Source organism: Blastopirellula sp. SH421 (genome assembly GCF_057808535.1).
On sequence record NZ_CM173712.1, the window covers coordinates 4,386,195 to 4,400,086 of the forward strand.

Consider the following 13,892-nt stretch of genomic DNA (forward strand, 5'->3'; position numbering starts at 1 on the left):
GACGCGCATAGTAAATAGGCATCTTATCGAGAAGCCGCAGACAATGCTGAAACGAGCCAGCAGCGGCACACGACCTAGTCGGCGGTCGCCATGCTTGGCGTCGACTTGGATTTGGGATTCCCCATCACCTCGCGGACCGAATCGACCAGTATCTGCAGCCCATTGTCGAGCGCGTCATCGGCAATTGTCAACGGCGGCAAGGTCTTGACCACCTCGTCGTTGGGTCCGGCTGTCTCGATAATCAAACCTCGCTGAAATGCGGCGTGCGAGATCTTGCCAGCGACATCTCCTTCGTGGAACTGGATTCCTTGAATCAAACCACGCCCGCGAACATCGGCGCCATACGCTTCGGCCAGATCGAGCAACGTCGCTTTGACCTTCCGTGCTTTGCGATTGACCGCTTGCGAAAGTTGATCATCTTGCCAGTAAGTGCGCAGCGCAGCCGCCGCAGTCACGAACGCCGGATTATGTCCACGGAAGGTTCCATTGTGCTCGCCTGGCTTAAAGGCATCAATTTCAGGCTTTAACAACACGACGGCTAACGGCAATCCATAACCCGAGAACGATTTGGACAAGCAAACGATATCGGGCTGAATCCCTGCGAATTCAAAGCTAAAGAACGGACCTGTGCGGCCACAGCCGACTTGGATGTCATCCATAATCAGCAAAGCGCCCACTTTTTTCGCGAGCGCCGCTAATCGTTGCAGCCATTCTTTGGACGCAACGTTCACGCCCCCTTCGGCCTGTACCGTTTCGACGATAAACGCCGCCGGTGGCTCGATGCCGCTGCTGTTGTCGCTCAGGTAGCTTTCCATCAGCGAGATCGTATCCGTATCCGCGTCAAAGTAGCTGCAAAACGGCATGTGCGAGGCGTCCGACAAGGCCACGCCGGCGCCGGCGCGCTTGCCGGAGTTACCGGTCAACGCCAGCGAACCGAGAGTCATGCCGTGAAAGCCATTGGTGAACGCGATTACATTGGCGCGACCGGTCACTTTACGGGCCAGCTTTAGCGCTGATTCGACTGCATTGGTGCCGGTCGGTCCAGGGAACATCACCTTGTAATCAAGTCCCCGCGGCGCAAGTAAAACATCTTGCATCGTTTGCAACAAGTCACGCTTGGCGACCGTCGACATATCCAGCGCATGCGTCACTCCGTCTGCCGAAAGATACTCTAGCAGGGCCGTTTTGATCACCTCGTTGTTGTGACCGTAGTTGAGCGAGCCAGCGCCTGCAAAAAAGTCAATAAACGAGCGTCCTTGTTCGTCAAACAGCAAGTGATCTTTTGCACGCGTGAAAATCGTAGGGAACGAGCGGCAGTAACTGCGCACGTTCGATTCCATTCGCTGAAAAATATTCATTCTTTCTCCAAGAGAGGGCCAACGCGGACCAGTTCTTCGGCCTCATGTCCAGAAGCGCCAAAGTCCGCGGATTCAAAGTGTCGCGAGTATTCGATCGCTGCTCCCAACCGGGACGCTAGCGACGCAAACAAACCGCGCGACGGGGCGTTAGATGGGGTAATCGTCGCTTCAACAAACTGCACCGCTGTTCCCTGCTCGACCAAATACAACAGCAGCCGCTTGGCCAGTCCCATGCCGCGCGCGGGCGGCGCAACCAGCACTTGCCAGACGAACAGCGATTGAGGGCGCGTCGGCGGGCGAAATCCGGAAGCGAATCCGACAATTTCACCGGCTAGTTCAGCAACGACGCACGAATCGGCGAACTCGGTCGCCTGCAGCAGATAGAGATAGCAGGAATTGGTATCCAGCGTTTCGTCGGCGCACACCAATCTCCACAACGACTGAGCATCCTGTTTCTCAGGACGACGCAGACGAACGGACTCCCTGTCGTTTTCCGCCGGGGGGGAAGTCTCGGTCATCGCATGAAGTGGAGTTAGTTTTCTCTGTTTGCCGTGGATGGTTAATCCGACGCTTGCCATTGCCTAGATGCAGTCGTCAATCAAAGACGAGCTAAACACCCTACCACGATTGCAATTTGGTTTCAACGCGAAGCGGGAAGAAACCTCCTCAAGAGCGTATTTGCCGCAGTAGTTAGCTCTTTTGCGCTCTTTTTGCGTGTAACGCTAACAATATACGAAACATTTCCCACCAAAGTTGTTTAAATAATGTAGTGTCGTTCACCCCCTCATGGAACAGGAAAGAGACGATATGCTCCGACAGATCTCCACTTACGCTGGCGCACTCCTTTTAGGTGGGTTGCTGGTTCTGCTCCGCTATCACTCGGCCGCGGCCGGGCCTGCCCCCGCAACTGCCGATGGAACCGTTACCTACCAAGGCGAACCCGTTGCGAACGCGTTTATTACCTTCAAATGCCGCGGGATGGCTGAGTCGTTGTATGGTCAAACCGACGAAGCTGGTCGCTACAAGCTTTACTCGCGCATGGAAGATGCGTTGCCGATTGGCAAGTACGCCGTCACGATCGTCAAACGCTCAACGCACGAAGATCGCGAATGCGGGCAACGGGGCTGTCATCGTCGCCGCAGAAGATCGCACGAAGTTGTCGATTTGCTTCCCGAGCACTACGGTGAAGGCCTGACTTCTGGCCTGATCGCCGTGATTGAGCCCGGCGTAAACAAGTTTGACTTTGTGCTGTCAGACGCCGCTCCCCAAAGCTCGGCCAGCGATGTCGCCAGCAGTCGCAATGCGAAACTCTCGCTCAATTGATCGGCCGCTCTTTGCAGGTACGGTTGAAGCGCAGACGCGATCTGGTCTACACTGACCCCCTTGCTGCACGTCGCAATTGAGCGACGTGCTCTCCTACCGCTAATTGATAATTAGCGTCGTCGCGTGCTGCATGGTCAGTGCGGTCGCCCTCTCCTTTCCAAACCTGGAAGGAAGCGATGCCGCCAGCAAAAAATCAGATAACGCCGCTGGGCGTCGGATTGGCGATTCTTTGGATCACTGTCGCCGGTTGGATTGTGTGGCGTGTTGCGCATCCTCCGCAGCCGACTTCGGCATTGGAACGGATCCGCCGCACAGGCAAAGTCCGTATCGGCTTCGCCAATGAGCCTCCCTACGGCTACTATGTCACCAGTACCGGAGAGATCACCGGCGAAGCGCCTGAGATCGCCAAGGTGATCTTAGGTCGTTTGGGCGCAACCGAAATTGAGCCGGTCATGACCGAGTTCGGTGCGCTGATCCCCGGCTTAAAAGCTGGCCGCTTTGACCTGATCGCCGCCGGCATGTACGTCACTCCCCAACGGGCGCAAGAGATCGACTTCTCCAACCCTACCTACGCGATCGGTGAGGGCTTTATCGTTCGCGTTGGCAATCCGCTCGACTTGCATAGTTACCAGGATGTCGCCGCAAACCCCCAGGCGCGGATCGGCGTGATGGGCGGCAGCGTCGAACATGGCTACGCCCAAGCGTTAGGCGTCCCAGCAGATCGCATTGTGGTCTTCCCCGACTACCGCAGCGCGATCGACGGGATCATCGCCAACCGCATCGACGCCGCCGCAGCGACCAATCTGACCGTCAATGACTTGCTGAGCAAAGCGGATGACAAGCGCATTGAAGCCGCCCTCCCCTTTGATGACCCGGTGATCGATGGCCAATCGATCTTGGGCTACGGCGCGTTTGGTTTTCAGAAACATGACGACCAGTTGCGGCATGCGTTCAATCAAGAGATCGCTGCTTTTATCGGCACGCCAGAACATTTGCAATTGGTGCAGCCGTTCGGATTCGGCAAGCTGACGCTCCCCGGCGACGTGACAACCGCCCAACTCATCGGTTCTGACGAACCATAACGTTTGCGAAACAGGATGCCTCCTCCGTTTGATTTACTGCCAATCTTGCTGCAAGGCCTGTGGACCACCGTGTTGGTAACGCTCGGCGGCATCGCCGTCGCCTTGGTCAGCTCGCTGCTTGCAGGACTCGGCCGCGACTCACGTGATCCGATCGTCCGTTGGACAGCGACGATATATGTCGAAACCTTTCGCGGCGCATCGGCGATTGTGCTGCTGTATTGGTTCTACTTCGCCATGCCGGGTTTGATCGGGCTGAGCATGCCGGCGATCGTCGCCGGGATTGTGATCTTGGGGCTAAACATCGGCGCGTACGGCGCCGAAGTTGTTCGCGCTGCGATCCAGTCGGTCCCCAGCGGACAACGCATCGCCGCCAAAGCGTTGAATCTCACCCCTTGGCAAACCATGCGACATGTCGTGTTGCCGCAAGCCGCCCTCGCCGCCACGCCGCCGCTGGGCAATCTGATGATTGAACTGCTCAAGAGTACGGCGCTCGTCTCGATGATCACAGTCGTTGATTTGACCCAGATGGGGATGTTTCTCCGGACCGAAACCCATCGCTCACTTGCGATTTTCAGCATGCTGTTGCTGATCTATTTTGTGCTGTCGCAAGGGATTGCCGCCGGGGTGCGACAGATTGAATCTCGTCTTGCCCGCGGGCAAGACTATGGGGGGACGCGATAATGTGGAATTGGGAATTCGCGGCCCGCATCTTGCCCGAGATCTTAGCCGGTCTCGGCGTTACTCTGCTGGCCGTCGCAGGCGGCATGACGCTGGCGATCGTGCTGGGACTAGGCTGGGCGGTTATGCGGCGTTCGACCATTCAACTGGTCAGCTGGCCCACCTATGGCATCGTCGAATTCATTCGAAGCACGCCGCTGCTCGTGCAACTCTACCTGGTTTACTACACGGCCGCCGAACTGACCAACGGCTGGCTGTCGCCGCTTTGGTCAGGCATTTTCGTGCTCGGGGTTCACTACAGCTGCTACACGGCCGAAGTCTACCGCGCCGGCTTGAACGCCGTCCCCCACGGACAATGGATCGCCGCCAAAGCGCTAAATTTAACAAGCTGGCAAACCTATCGACACGTCGTCTTGCCGCAAGCCATCCCCCCAATCTTGCCGGCGCTGGGCAACTATTTAATCGCGATGTTCAAAGACGCGCCGCTGTTATCAGCGATTACGGTGCTGGATGTCTTGCAGCGCGCCAAGATTGTCGGCAACCAAAGCTTTCGCTACCAGGAACCGCTGACAATCGTCGGCATCATCTTCCTGACGTTAAGCATCCTTTCGGGGCTGGGCGTCGCTTGGCTGAAGAGACGCGTCGATGCGGCGCAATCGTAAAGGAACTCCTTGCTATGACTTCTGATCAACCCATCGTGCGCGTCCGCAACCTTGTCAAAAAGTATGGTGCGCTAACCGTACTTCGCGGCTTGGATGTGGATATCCAAGCCGGCGAAAAAGTCGCGATCATCGGTCCCAGCGGGTCAGGCAAGTCAACGCTGCTGCGTATGTTGATGACGCTAGAAAAGCCGGATGACGGCGAGATCTTCGTCGCAGGCAAACCAATGTGGCAAGTTGAGCAGAACGGAAATTCGGTCCCGGCGGATGAAGCCCATCTGCGTCAAATCCGTGAAAAATTGGGCATGGTCTTTCAGCATTTCAATCTCTTCCCCCACATGACCGTCCAACAAAATGTGACCCTCGCGCCGCAACTCGTGCATGGAGAAGCAAACGATGCGGCGACGCAAACCGCAAACCGTTTGCTCGACATGGTAGGGCTGGCCGACAAAGCCGACGCCTATCCGGCCAAACTCTCAGGCGGCCAAAAGCAACGCGTTGCGATCGCGCGAGCGATGGCGATGTCGCCACAGGTAATGCTATTTGATGAGGTAACTTCGGCGCTTGATCCAGAGCTGGTGCACGAAGTGCTAACCGTCCTGCGCAAACTGGCCAAAGAGACCGACATGACCATGTTGCTGGTGACGCATGAGATGGCGTTTGCCCGCGAAATCGCGGATCGCGTCCTCTTTTTTGACGAAGGAAAAATTCTCGAATCAGGGCCCCCGGATGAGATTTTTTCGTCCCCGCAAGAGGAACGAACGCAGCAGTTCCTGCATACGGTGCTCGATCGCTGAGGGATCCATTTCCCCTGCTCCTTGCCGCTCGCTGCGCCGCATCGTATCTTGACGACAGGGCTGCTTTTGACTCTTGGCCGTGAAATATTGCTCTTGTCTGACTCTCCAACTCCCACCGCAGCGGTCCTCTCCGCTGCCCGCGTTGAACAACTTGCTCAATTACAGCAGCAGCTTCCCGCGGGGCCTGCGACCGAAATGCTGCGGTTACTGTTTGAAGAATTACAGGCCAGCCAAGCGGGGCAAACGGCGATAGAAAAAGAGGTCAGCGATTTGCAAATCGAACTGCAACTGCGCGGCGTCTTTCGTCAGTCATGCTGCGATTAGCGGATCGCGACCAGCCAGCTGAGCGGCCGCCGATTGCGATCACCCCGGCCGCTTCTCGGTTGTGCGTCGTGGGCTCGCAGATATAATCTCCCCATGAATCTAGTCGAACTCGCCGAACGCATTCGCTCTCATCGCATTGCCCAACGTCTCACGCTGGAAGAAGTTGCTTCCCGCACGGGGCTCACGCGCAGTTGGCTCTCGAAGGTCGAGAACTTCCGGGTAACCCCTTCTTTGCCGGCCTTGGCCCAGATCGCCCAAGCGCTGAACATCCCGCTCTCGAAACTCGTCGAGGGACTGGATGACAAACCAGCGCTGGCGATCATCCGCAAAGACAAACGGAAAATCGTCGAGCGCGACAAATCGGCGACCAACACCTCGGTCTATGAGTCACTGGCGCATCTCCGCAAATCGCGTTCGATGGATCCCTTTCTGATCACCATTCCGCCAGGCGTGGCGCGCGAAGAAGCCCTTGGTCACAGCGGCGAAGAATTTCTAATGGTCCAAAACGGGGCCGTTGAATTCGAATACGACGGCGAAGCTCATCGACTGCAAGCCGGCGATTGTCTCTATTTTGACGCTCGCGTCCCCCACCGCTTAATCAATTCCAGCAAACGACCGGCGGTCGTCTTGTGCGTCTTCCAATCGCCGAACGAATAACTGCCGGCCTGATTATTTGCGAATCCCCAACGCCAGCAGGGCGCTCAGCAGACAAGCGACCGCGACCACAGCGAAGATGATCGACGTATTATGGCTAGCGTCGATCAACTTGCCGATCAGCGGTTCGCCGATGCCCGCAAATCCATAGGCAAAGCTATTCATCACGCCGGTTCCTGTTCCGGCATTCTTACGCCCCAACAAGTCAGGGCAAAGCGCCCAAAACGCGGACTGCGGACCATATGCAAAAAATCCGGTCAGAAACAAAACCGGTATCCCCAACGGATGATTCGTCGGCAATAAATACATCGCGCCGGCACAAACCGCCGCCGCCGTCATAAAGAGAAAAATCACCCGCGAGCGGTTCCCCTTCAGCCAAGTATCCGAGATCCAGCCGCTGACCATCGCTCCTAGCGCCATCCCGATTGGCAATGCGATACTAATCCATTTTGTGTCAGAGTTTTTCCAATCTTCGCCGAGAAAATGGACCGGCACCCAGATCAACAGCCCATAGCGGGCCATGCTTTGAAAACCAATCGCCACCGCCGCAACCAAAAACGGCAAGCAGGTGAAGACGTCTAGATATTGTTGCTTGAGTGATTTTTGTCTTTCCGCTGCCGGCTCAGAAGACTTTGCCGGCGAGCTGTCGACCTCATCTTTTTCAGGGGTAAAGCCTACCTCTTCCGGCGTATCGCGGACCAGCAGGTAATAGCTCACGCCGCCGACCAATAGCAGCAACACCGGCAGCCGAAAGATCCAACGCCAGTTCAAATCGCACTCTAAGATCAGCATCGAAGTCGCAAACGCCAACACCGACGACATGCCGGCGGCAAAGACATAGGCGCCGTACACTTTACCGCGTTCCGCATGTCCCCACCAGTTTGACAACACGCGACTTCCCGGCGCCCAACCCATCGACTGCGCATAACCGTTGGCGGCCCACGGCACGATCAGGCTGGTCGGATTGGTTCCGTAACTAACAAGCCAGTTAAGCCCACACGAAGCGATCGCTCCGAGACTCATCAGCCGACGACCGCCAAATCGATCCCCCAGCCCGCCGTTGATAAATTGCCCCACGGCGTAGGTCCACAACAGAGCAGCGCTTGCCCAGCCCAACGCCGACTTTGAGATCCCCAACTCTTCTTCCATCCCCGGTATCGCAAAGCCAAATGTCTGGCGGCCGGTATAAAAGAAGAGATAGCAAAACATCGTCGCCAGCAGCACGCGCCATTGGAAGGCGCGAAAGCGTTTCCCCTGCTCAAGACTTTCGGCTGGCTCATCCGTAGCAGCGCCAAGCTCCAATCGCTCTAGTTCGCCGGTCCCCGCGGCAGAAATCGACCTGGGTGAAGCTTCGTCGGTTGGAAATGCCTTCACTCGACTCTCTACTTCCGCCGCACGGCAATGGATGGATTTGACGCTGCAATAGGTTTTTTCCAGGAAAAAACTGGTGCAAATCTTCACAATCGGTTAATCTAATCTTTGTTGAGTGTAGGTCAACTTTTGTGAACCCTTTATCACCGGCGGACGCAACCCCCGTCAACCCTTTCACAAAAACTTCACACGACGAGAAACACGATGCGGTTATTGGTCCTTTGTTTATTCGTGCTCGCGGCGGGGTGTTCGAAATCACCGTCAGCGAATGAAGCATCTACAGGTCCCGTTTGGACGACGCCCACCGATGGAAGCGAACCTGAGCTGGTCGATCCCGGCCCCTAACCATCACCGGCGTCTGTCAACAGACTGCCGCCAAGGCGGTGCTTTGTTCCTTTTGATTTCCTCCCCTACATCCTTCCTTTAGAGCACAATCGTATGCAAGCCAAACGTAATCCGATGGGGTTTACCCTGGTCGAACTATTAGTTGTTATCGCAATTATCGGCGTCTTGATCGCCTTGTTATTACCTGCCGTTCAGCAGGCGCGTGAAGCGGCCCGCCGCATGCAATGCACCAACAATCTAAAGCAGCTTGGGCTAGCGATGCACCTGTATCACGATGTCAACAAAAGCTTCCCGATTGGTGCGTACGCCGCCTGGGGACAATCGTGGTCATGGCCGCTTCTCCCCTACATGGAACAGCAAGCTTTGTACGATGTGATGCCCAGTCCTCCCAACGACAGCGGCAGCGTCGGCGCTACCGATGCGCGTAGCTTGGGAATCATTTCGATCTCTCGAACTCCGGTCGCCGCCTTCTTTTGTCCTACGCAACCTAGCGGAACCACCGAGCCGGCCGATGTGAACGGCCTTGCTGGCAGAGCCATCTCAAGCTACCTCGCCAACGCTGGCGGCAACGCAACCCAAGATGGACTGGGCGCTAATGGGATGGATGTTTCGAATGGACTATTTCATGCGGTTCGCATGAACACCACATCACCCACCGGCAAAGTTTTTCGCTTTGCCGATGCGCGGGATGGGCTCACTTCTACCGTTTTGATCGGCGAATCGATCTACTCTCTCGAACCCGATGAATGCAGCGTATGCGATCACTTCCTCTTTTTTCACCCCAACTTTGATAGCGGCGATGGCAGCGATTTTTCAGAAGTCCTTGGCTCTACGCATGATTCGATCAATCCCGATACGACCGATGGCGATATCCTCGAACGCTCGTTCAGCAGCTACCATGCGGGTGGCGCCAATATTTGCTTCGGCGATGGTAGCGTCCAATTCATTACCGAGACCCTTGACCTGGCGATTTGGCAAGGCATGGGCTCTCGCAACGGCCGAGAAGTAATCACCCTGCCGTAAACGTAAACCAAGCTAATGCCCGCGCACCTGCACTTGCAGCAGGTGCGCCACAATACTTACATCGCAACGCCGAAAGTCTCCCGCCGATATGTCCGAACATCTGCTCAACCGTCGTACATTCACTGCTTCTTTGGCGACCAGCACTCTGGCCGCAACAACCTGGGCGGCAGGTCAGACGCCTGACAAAGCAGTCGGCCCGCTGGTTGGACATGTTTCGGATACTTCCGCCAATATCTGGTTTCGACCTACTTCACCAGGCCGCTACAAGTTACACCTACACGAAGCGAAAGACGCCGCTAAAACGGAAACCGTCGAAGCCGAGTCGCTGGTCACCAATGATCTGTGCCTAACTTGGAACTTGAGTAACCTGAAGCCAGGCGTCCGGTACCAGTACTCGATCGAAGCAGGCGCCGATTCGTTGAACGAACCTGACACGTGCTACTTTGAAACAGCGCCTGATCCTTCGATCCGTAGCAAATCGTGCCTGGCTTTTGGTTCATGCGCTGACATGAAGCCCTCTAGCCTTTGGAAGCAAATGGAAGATCGCGGCGCCCAAGGGTTAGTCTTATTGGGCGATACGCCGTATATCGATTCGACCAAACTGGATGTCGCGCGAACCAAGCAACGCAAATTTCTGGAAGTCCCAGAGCTAGCGGCGCTGATTCGACACACGCCAGTCTGGGCGACCTGGGACGATCACGACTTCGCCGGCAACGACACCGACGGACTTGTCAAAGGTAAAGAAAACAACCGTCAAGCGTTTGTTGAATACCGCGCGAATGAACAATTTGGCAATCGTGGCGAAGGGATCTATACCAAGTTCCGTTACGGTGCGATCGAAGTCTTTCTGCTCGATACGCGTTGGTTCTCCCGCACCGAACCATCGCCGGTTGATCCCAAGCAACCAACCTTGCTAGGCAAGCGACAGTGGGAGTGGCTATTGGCGAGCCTCGCCAACTCAACAGCAACCTTCAAAGTGATCGCTTGCGGAATGATCTGGGACGACAAAGAAAACACCGAATCGGATGACTGGGGAACCTACGTTCACGAGCGTAACGCGCTGTTTGATTTTATTGGCAAACAACAAATCACCGGAGTAGTGCTGATTGGCGGCGATATTCACTGCTCACGACTGCTGCGTTATAAATCGACACGGCAAGCAGGCTACCCGATTCATCAATTTATCGTCTCTCCGATCCATGACAGGACGATTCCGTCGCTCAACGTCCCGCATCCTGACCTAATCAAAGGCGCCGCAGTGCCGCACGTTTGGCTCCGTCTCGAAGCGGATACAACGCAGAGTCCGGCCACTTTGCATGCCGAGTGGGTTCAAAAGGATGGACGCCCGATGTGGGACATAAAACTGGACGAAACGCAGCTTCGTCCCGCCTAGTCGCTGATTCCCTTCCGATCCATCCCATTCCCGATAAGACCTCCTATCGATGCGACAACCCACGACGTATTTGTACGACGGTTCGATTCAACAGGTCGAACAAATTCTATCCAGCCGAAATTCACAACGCCCCTTTGTCGTGTATGACGCGACTGCATTTGTTGATTCCGGCGCTCAAGCGGCGCTGGCGACAACTTTTAGCAGCCGAACGCCCACCTGGTTTAGCGAATTTGAACTTAATCCCAAACTGCCTGACGTACAGCGCGGGATTGAGATCTTCCGCAAGTCGCAAGCCGACGCGATCATTGCGATCGGCGGCGGCACGGCGATCGATATCGCCAAGCTGATCGGGTCCCTCGCTGATCCCTCGCACGCTGCCGAATGCGTGATACGGGGCGAAGCGCCAATCGCCGCAGTCCAAGTTCCCCTGATCGCAATCCCCACAACCGCCGGCACCGGCAGCGAAGCGACCCATTTTGCCGTCGTCTATATCGACCACGAAAAATTCTCGCTCGCACATCCAAGCTTGCTTCCCGAGTATGTCATCCTCGACAGTGAACTGACGCAAAGCTTGCCCCGTTCGATTACTGCCGCCACGGGGCTGGACGCTTTTTGTCAGGCGATCGAATCGCTGTGGGCGGTCGGCAGCACCGCCGAATCAAGAGAGTACGCGGCCGAAGCGGTTCCGTTAATCCTCCAGCATCTGCCGACAGCAGTCCTCGCACCCACCGCTGAGTCTCGCCGCGCAATGTCCCAAGCATCGCACCTAGCCGGCAAAGCGATCAATATCAGCCGCACCACGGCTCCGCATGCGATCTCCTATGCAATCACCTCACAACATGGCTATCCCCATGGCGCTGCAGTCGCGATGACCCTGAGCCGCTTGTTGAAATTCAATGCATCGGTCGAGCCAGCCGACTGCGCTGACCCGCGCGGAGTCGACTTTGTCCAACAACAAATCGCCAGAATCGTCGAGTTGCTCGGCAGCCGCACGCTGGAAGAGGCATGTCAAAAAATCGACGCTTTTATCACCCAACTCGGCTGTCCCGCTTCGCTCCAAGCCGCCGGCATCGGCACGCGCGGTCAAATCGAACCGATTGTCAACCAAGTGAACGCCGAGCGAATGTCAAACAACCCCCGCCAACCCAGCGCCGCCGCGCTGCTCGACCTACTCAGCGACAACATCTCGGCCGTTGTCATCTAAAGAGCGCACGCGCTCTCCTGGTTCAACAACCAGAAGCACCTAAGAACAAAAAATAGTCCCCTAGCATATGCTCGGTCGTCAAGAACGAGCAATTCGACTGGTACTCCAGGACAGAAAACTTTTCATTCGCCGCGATTTGTCTCAAACCTCATTCGCAGCACGTCTTGCCCAGTCGGTTCATGAAACGTCACGTCTAGCGGCATAAATCCGTATCGATCGTAGAATGCTCGTCCAATGGTGTTGTTGACAAAGACCTCAACTTCCAAATCACCGCGAAGCTCAACCGCTTTATCCATCAGTTTTCGTCCAATCCCCGATTTCTGAAGACTCGGCTCAACGAAAATCGCTCCGACTTCATTTCCTATCAACGCAATGAAACCGACAACTTGCGAATCTCCTTCCAAGATCCAAGTTTCAGCTTTGACGAGATAGACGTTCGCGATACTCTCGCGCACCATCGCTTGGAATTCCGCCGTTAAAAAGGGATGGGCAATCTCAGACGCAGCCTCCCAAACGTGAAGTAGTTGATTCAAGTCGCGATCTTCGTACTTTCGGATATTGCCTAAAATCATGGAGCGATCTTTTTTATTCCACTAAAATTTCTGTGCTTCGGAAGGAGTTCCCTCAGCCTCTCGACACGAGAAAACGCAATAAGTTCGTTGGGCATTGCTCAATTTTAAATAAGATATCACCTACTCTGTCATCTAAATAATGCGCCCAGAACTCTATTGGATCACCACTGCACCGCAAGGACGATTAGCGATCATGCCGCGGCCTCGCGCCGGCGACTGGCTTGCCGATGAAGTGGCCGCCTGGAATGCCACGGGGGTCGACATAGTCGTCTCTCTTTTGACCAGGGAAGAGATCATAGAACTTGGACTCGAACAAGAACAGACGCTCGTCGAATCGTCTAATCTACAGTTCCATTCCTATCCGATCATTGATCGCTCCGTTCCGGGATCGGTGGATGACTTCCTGGTGTTCATTGATGGACTGCATGAACTTTTATCCAAACAACAAACTATTGCCATCCACTGCCGCATGGGCATAGGACGATCGTCCCTTACGGCCGCCTGCTTGCTTGTCAAAACAGGCGCTAGCGTCGCCGAGGCATTCGCCGCGATTTCTGCCGATCGCGGCTTGAATGTCCCCGACACCAATACTCAAATGGACTGGGTCCTGGCTATTGCCGATCGACTCCAACTCGGTGACACCACGACCGACTAAAGAAAGAAGTTCTGTTTCGAGAAAATCTGCTCAATGAACTGTCCGAACTGCAAAACCGAAAACATTGAGAATTCGTACCGTTGCACAGGCTGCAACTATGGGCTCGCCGCTCGTCCGCATGCTGCTCATCGTAAGCCGCGATACCTGGGAGACGAGGGATTGGAAACGCGGGACGAAGCATTGGGCCGTACATTTCGCTGCACAAACTGCCGATCGCACGGCGGCTCCGTCAAGCGAATCGCAACCACAGGCGCCGGCGCATCGCGTGTGTTTGATATTCAACTCAACGAATTCCTCGTCGTCAGTTGTTCCTTTTGCGGACTCGTCCAAATGTATGACGCGAGCGTTCTTGATTCTTGCTCGACCGGCTGGCGGATTATCGATTTCCTCTCTAGCTTGGATTAGTACAGGTAACTGGCGACTATTAATCTCAGGTCTCACCGAACAGTACTCC

General features: G+C 55.6%; 16 protein-coding genes. 12 read left to right on the top strand and 4 right to left on the bottom strand.

Features of this window, described 5'->3' with window-relative positions; all coding sequences use genetic code 11:
- Positions 1-74: 74 nt before the first annotated feature.
- Both ectB and ectA read right to left on the bottom strand, forming a co-directional pair.
- Positions 75-1,358, bottom strand: a complete 1,284-nt coding sequence (ectB, locus tag SH421x_RS17780; RefSeq protein WP_488850985.1) for a diaminobutyrate--2-oxoglutarate transaminase — start codon at positions 1,356-1,358, stop codon at positions 75-77.
- A complete protein-coding gene (ectA, locus tag SH421x_RS17785; RefSeq protein ID WP_488850987.1) occupies positions 1,355-1,936 on the bottom strand; it encodes a diaminobutyrate acetyltransferase in 582 nt (193 codons plus the stop codon). The genes ectB and ectA overlap by 4 nt, the downstream gene beginning before the upstream one ends.
- 229 nt (positions 1,937-2,165) lie before the next feature.
- On the opposite strand from ectA, the gene SH421x_RS17790 reads away from it, so the two are divergent.
- The 7 genes from SH421x_RS17790 (at position 2,166) to SH421x_RS17820 (ending at position 6,878) form a co-directional block, all read left to right on the top strand.
- Positions 2,166-2,681, top strand: coding sequence for a carboxypeptidase-like regulatory domain-containing protein (locus SH421x_RS17790; RefSeq protein WP_488850989.1), 516 nt, complete (start codon positions 2,166-2,168; stop codon positions 2,679-2,681).
- A 176-nt stretch (positions 2,682-2,857) separates the two neighbouring features.
- Complete coding sequence (gene ehuB / locus SH421x_RS17795) at positions 2,858-3,763, top strand: ectoine/hydroxyectoine ABC transporter substrate-binding protein EhuB (RefSeq protein WP_488850991.1); 906 nt, start codon at positions 2,858-2,860, stop codon at positions 3,761-3,763.
- 15 nt (positions 3,764-3,778) lie between these two features.
- On the top strand, positions 3,779-4,444 hold the full coding sequence (gene ehuC, locus SH421x_RS17800; protein WP_488850993.1) for an ectoine/hydroxyectoine ABC transporter permease subunit EhuC: 666 nt from the start codon (positions 3,779-3,781) through the stop codon (positions 4,442-4,444).
- Entirely contained in the window at positions 4,444-5,103 is a 660-nt protein-coding gene (gene ehuD / locus SH421x_RS17805) for an ectoine/hydroxyectoine ABC transporter permease subunit EhuD (protein ID WP_488850995.1), read from the top strand. The genes ehuC and ehuD overlap by 1 nt, the downstream gene beginning before the upstream one ends.
- 14 nt (positions 5,104-5,117) lie before the next feature.
- Positions 5,118-5,897, top strand: a complete 780-nt coding sequence (ehuA, locus tag SH421x_RS17810; protein ID WP_488850997.1) for an ectoine/hydroxyectoine ABC transporter ATP-binding protein EhuA — start codon at positions 5,118-5,120, stop codon at positions 5,895-5,897.
- A 93-nt stretch (positions 5,898-5,990) separates the two neighbouring features.
- Positions 5,991-6,221, top strand: coding sequence for a hypothetical protein (locus SH421x_RS17815; protein ID WP_488850999.1), 231 nt, complete (start codon positions 5,991-5,993; stop codon positions 6,219-6,221).
- 93 nt (positions 6,222-6,314) lie between these two features.
- On the top strand, positions 6,315-6,878 hold the full coding sequence (locus SH421x_RS17820) for a helix-turn-helix domain-containing protein (RefSeq protein WP_488851002.1): 564 nt from the start codon (positions 6,315-6,317) through the stop codon (positions 6,876-6,878).
- Between the two features lie 12 nt (positions 6,879-6,890).
- Here the strand turns inward: SH421x_RS17820 and SH421x_RS17825 are convergent, their stop codons facing one another.
- A complete protein-coding gene (locus SH421x_RS17825; protein WP_488851004.1) occupies positions 6,891-8,249 on the bottom strand; it encodes an MFS transporter in 1,359 nt (452 codons plus the stop codon).
- A 435-nt stretch (positions 8,250-8,684) separates the two neighbouring features.
- On the opposite strand from SH421x_RS17825, the gene SH421x_RS17830 reads away from it, so the two are divergent.
- From SH421x_RS17830 to SH421x_RS17840, 3 genes are all read left to right on the top strand, one after another.
- A complete protein-coding gene (locus SH421x_RS17830) occupies positions 8,685-9,614 on the top strand; it encodes a DUF1559 family PulG-like putative transporter (protein WP_488851005.1) in 930 nt (309 codons plus the stop codon).
- Between the two features lie 88 nt (positions 9,615-9,702).
- Entirely contained in the window at positions 9,703-11,007 is a 1,305-nt protein-coding gene (locus tag SH421x_RS17835; RefSeq protein WP_488851006.1) for an alkaline phosphatase D family protein, read from the top strand.
- Positions 11,008-11,056: 49 nt separating this feature from the next.
- Positions 11,057-12,211 (top strand): phosphonoacetaldehyde reductase, encoded by a 1,155-nt coding sequence (locus SH421x_RS17840; RefSeq protein ID WP_488851007.1) that lies wholly within the window; start codon positions 11,057-11,059, stop codon positions 12,209-12,211.
- Between the two features lie 122 nt (positions 12,212-12,333).
- Here the strand turns inward: SH421x_RS17840 and SH421x_RS17845 are convergent, their stop codons facing one another.
- Positions 12,334-12,783, bottom strand: coding sequence for a GNAT family N-acetyltransferase (locus tag SH421x_RS17845; protein WP_488851009.1), 450 nt, complete (start codon positions 12,781-12,783; stop codon positions 12,334-12,336).
- 139 nt (positions 12,784-12,922) lie between these two features.
- On the opposite strand from SH421x_RS17845, the gene SH421x_RS17850 reads away from it, so the two are divergent.
- Together SH421x_RS17850 and SH421x_RS17855 are read left to right on the top strand one after the other, a co-directional pair.
- Positions 12,923-13,438 (top strand): phosphatase domain-containing putative toxin, encoded by a 516-nt coding sequence (locus SH421x_RS17850; protein ID WP_488851010.1) that lies wholly within the window; start codon positions 12,923-12,925, stop codon positions 13,436-13,438.
- Positions 13,439-13,471: 33 nt separating this feature from the next.
- Positions 13,472-13,843: a zinc ribbon domain-containing protein gene (locus SH421x_RS17855; protein ID WP_488851011.1), complete on the top strand. Its 372-nt coding sequence runs from the start codon at positions 13,472-13,474 to the stop codon at positions 13,841-13,843.
- Positions 13,844-13,892: the final 49 nt, after the last annotated feature.

What these genes read in the sequence shown, in the direction of transcription:
- ectB (WP_488850985.1), bottom strand. Translation starts at nt 1,358, where the DNA reads ATGAATATTTTTCAGCGAATGGAATCGAACGTGCGCAGTTACTGCCGC.
- ectA (WP_488850987.1), bottom strand. Translation starts at nt 1,936, where the DNA reads ATGGCAAGCGTCGGATTAACCATCCACGGCAAACAGAGAAAACTAACT.
- SH421x_RS17790 (WP_488850989.1), top strand. Translation starts at nt 2,166, where the DNA reads ATGCTCCGACAGATCTCCACTTACGCTGGCGCACTCCTTTTAGGTGGG.
- ehuB (WP_488850991.1), top strand. Translation starts at nt 2,858, where the DNA reads ATGCCGCCAGCAAAAAATCAGATAACGCCGCTGGGCGTCGGATTGGCG.
- ehuC (WP_488850993.1), top strand. Translation starts at nt 3,779, where the DNA reads ATGCCTCCTCCGTTTGATTTACTGCCAATCTTGCTGCAAGGCCTGTGG.
- ehuD (WP_488850995.1), top strand. Translation starts at nt 4,444, where the DNA reads ATGTGGAATTGGGAATTCGCGGCCCGCATCTTGCCCGAGATCTTAGCC.
- ehuA (WP_488850997.1), top strand. Translation starts at nt 5,118, where the DNA reads ATGACTTCTGATCAACCCATCGTGCGCGTCCGCAACCTTGTCAAAAAG.
- SH421x_RS17820 (WP_488851002.1), top strand. Translation starts at nt 6,315, where the DNA reads ATGAATCTAGTCGAACTCGCCGAACGCATTCGCTCTCATCGCATTGCC.
- SH421x_RS17830 (WP_488851005.1), top strand. Translation starts at nt 8,685, where the DNA reads ATGCAAGCCAAACGTAATCCGATGGGGTTTACCCTGGTCGAACTATTA.
- SH421x_RS17835 (WP_488851006.1), top strand. Translation starts at nt 9,703, where the DNA reads ATGTCCGAACATCTGCTCAACCGTCGTACATTCACTGCTTCTTTGGCG.
- SH421x_RS17840 (WP_488851007.1), top strand. Translation starts at nt 11,057, where the DNA reads ATGCGACAACCCACGACGTATTTGTACGACGGTTCGATTCAACAGGTC.
- SH421x_RS17845 (WP_488851009.1), bottom strand. Translation starts at nt 12,783, where the DNA reads ATGATTTTAGGCAATATCCGAAAGTACGAAGATCGCGACTTGAATCAA.
- SH421x_RS17850 (WP_488851010.1), top strand. Translation starts at nt 12,923, where the DNA reads ATGCGCCCAGAACTCTATTGGATCACCACTGCACCGCAAGGACGATTA.
- SH421x_RS17855 (WP_488851011.1), top strand. Translation starts at nt 13,472, where the DNA reads ATGAACTGTCCGAACTGCAAAACCGAAAACATTGAGAATTCGTACCGT.